General features: G+C 62.3%; 2 protein-coding genes. Both read left to right on the top strand.

Features of this window, described 5'->3' with window-relative positions:
• Positions 1-922, top strand: a 922-nt coding sequence (locus tag GY769_21520; protein ID MCP4204498.1) for a DNA-directed RNA polymerase subunit beta, incomplete at its 5' end; no start/stop codon positions are given.
• A gap of 97 nt (positions 923-1,019) precedes the next feature.
• On the top strand, positions 1,020-2,086 hold a 1,067-nt coding region (locus GY769_21515), incomplete at its 3' end, for a DNA-directed RNA polymerase subunit beta' (GenBank protein ID MCP4204497.1).

The following is a 2,086-nucleotide window of genomic DNA, read 5'->3' as shown; positions in this document are numbered from 1 at the left end:
CAAGATCACCAACCAGGCGCTCCAGCGCCTGACCCGGGCCGAGATCCTGCGCTTGCCGCTCGCCGATTCCAAGATGCACGATACGGTGGAGAAGATCTACCGCAAGACGGAATCTCACATCGACGTCATCCACCGGGTCAACGAGGAGCGAGTGGCTCTGTTGCAGAAGGGTGACGAGCTGCCGCCCGGCGTGATCAAGCTGGTCAAGGTCTACGTCGCCATGAAGCGCAAGCTCCAGGTCGGCGACAAGATGGCCGGCCGTCACGGCAACAAGGGCGTCATCTCGAGGATTCTTCCCGTGGAGGACATGCCCTATCTGCCCGACGGCACGCCGGTCGAGATCGTGCTCAATCCACTCGGCGTACCGAGCCGTATGAACGTCGGACAGATTCTCGAGACCCACCTCGGGTGGGCCGGGGAGGCCCTGGGTCTGAAATTCGCGACGCCGGTTTTCGACGGCGCCAGCGAAAAGCTGATGAAGGAGTACATGGAGGAAGCCGAGCTGCCGACCTCTGGCAAGACCCGGCTTTACGACGGTGTGACCGGCGAAGCTCTCGAGCAGAGAGTCACGGTCGGTTACATCTACATGTTGAAGCTCTCGCACCTGGTGGACGACAAGATCCACGCCCGGTCGATCGGCCCGTACTCGCTGATCACTCAGCAACCCCTGGGCGGTAAGGCCCAGTTCGGCGGCCAGCGCTTCGGAGAAATGGAAGTCTGGGCGCTCGAGGCCTATGGCGCGGCCTACACCTTGCAGGAGCTGTTGACCGTCAAGTCCGACGACGTCGAAGGACGCAGCCGCGTCTATGAAGCGATTGTCAAGGGCGACGTTCCCGAGGACCCGGGTCTTCCGGAATCGTTCAACGTTCTGGTTCGCGAGCTGCAGAGCCTGTGCCTGGACATCGAGTTGCTGAAGACCTGAGTTGCTCGAGACATGAACACACCATTCCGAAACTACGATCTCGTTTTAGCCGCGATGCATCCACGTCCGCTGCGCCGTTTCGCGAAGGAGGCAAACGTTGCAATCAGTCCATTTTTTCGATAAGCCGCAATCGCTCAAGGACTTCAACGCCATCCGCATTTCGATCGCGTCTCCGGAGAAGATCAACTCCTGGACATTCGGCGAGGTCACCAAGGCGGAGACCATCAACTATCGCACCTTCAAGCCGGAGCGCGACGGGCTCTTCTGCGCCAAGATCTTCGGTCCGATCACCGATTGGGAGTGCCTGTGCGGTAAGTACAAGCGCATGAAGCACCGCGGCGTGGTGTGCGACAAGTGTGGAGTCGAAGTCACCCGTTCGCGGGTCCGGCGCGAGCGCATGGGCCACATCCAGTTGGCCAGCCCGGTCTCGCACGTGTGGTTCTTCAAGGGGCTGCCGAGCCGCATCGGCCATCTGCTCGATCTCTCGCTGCGCGATCTCGAGCGCATTCTCTACTTCGAAAGCTACGTCGTCATCGAGCCGGGGGACACCGAGCTCAAGGAGCGTGAGCTGCTGTCGGAGGAACGCTTTCGTGAGCTGCGTGAAGAGTGGGACGAGGACGCCTTCGAGGCGCGCATGGGTGCCGAGGCGATCAAGGAGCTGCTGTCGCGGATCGATCTCGAGGAGCTGGCCGAAGAGCTGCGCATCGTGATGAAGACCGACACCAGCCAGATCCGCCGGCTGAAAGCGGCGAAGCGGCTGAAGGTCGTCGATGCCTTCCGGGGCAGCGGACACCGTCCCGAGTGGATGATCCTGGACGTCATCCCGGTGATTCCGCCCGAGCTCCGTCCGCTGGTGCCGCTCGACGGCGGGCGGTTCGCGACCAGTGACCTCAACGACCTCTACCGCCGCGTGATCAACCGCAACAACCGGCTCAAAAAGCTGCTCGAGCTGCGCGCTCCCGAGGTGATCGTGCGCAACGAGAAGCGCATGTTGCAGGAAGCGGTCGACGCGCTGTTCGACAACGGCCGGCGCGGCCGGGTGCTCAAGGGCTCGAACAACCGGCCCCTGAAGTCGCTCTCCGACACGCTGAAGGGCAAGCAGGGGCGCTTCCGCCAGAACCTGCTCGGCAAGCGCGTCGACTACTCGGGCCGTTCGGTGATCGT

The organism is bacterium (assembly GCA_024224155.1).
Lineage (GTDB): Bacteria > Acidobacteriota > Thermoanaerobaculia > Multivoradales > JAHEKO01 > CALZIK01.
Note: the sequence above shows the minus strand (reverse complement) of the source record. Positions and strands in the feature narration are given on the sequence as shown.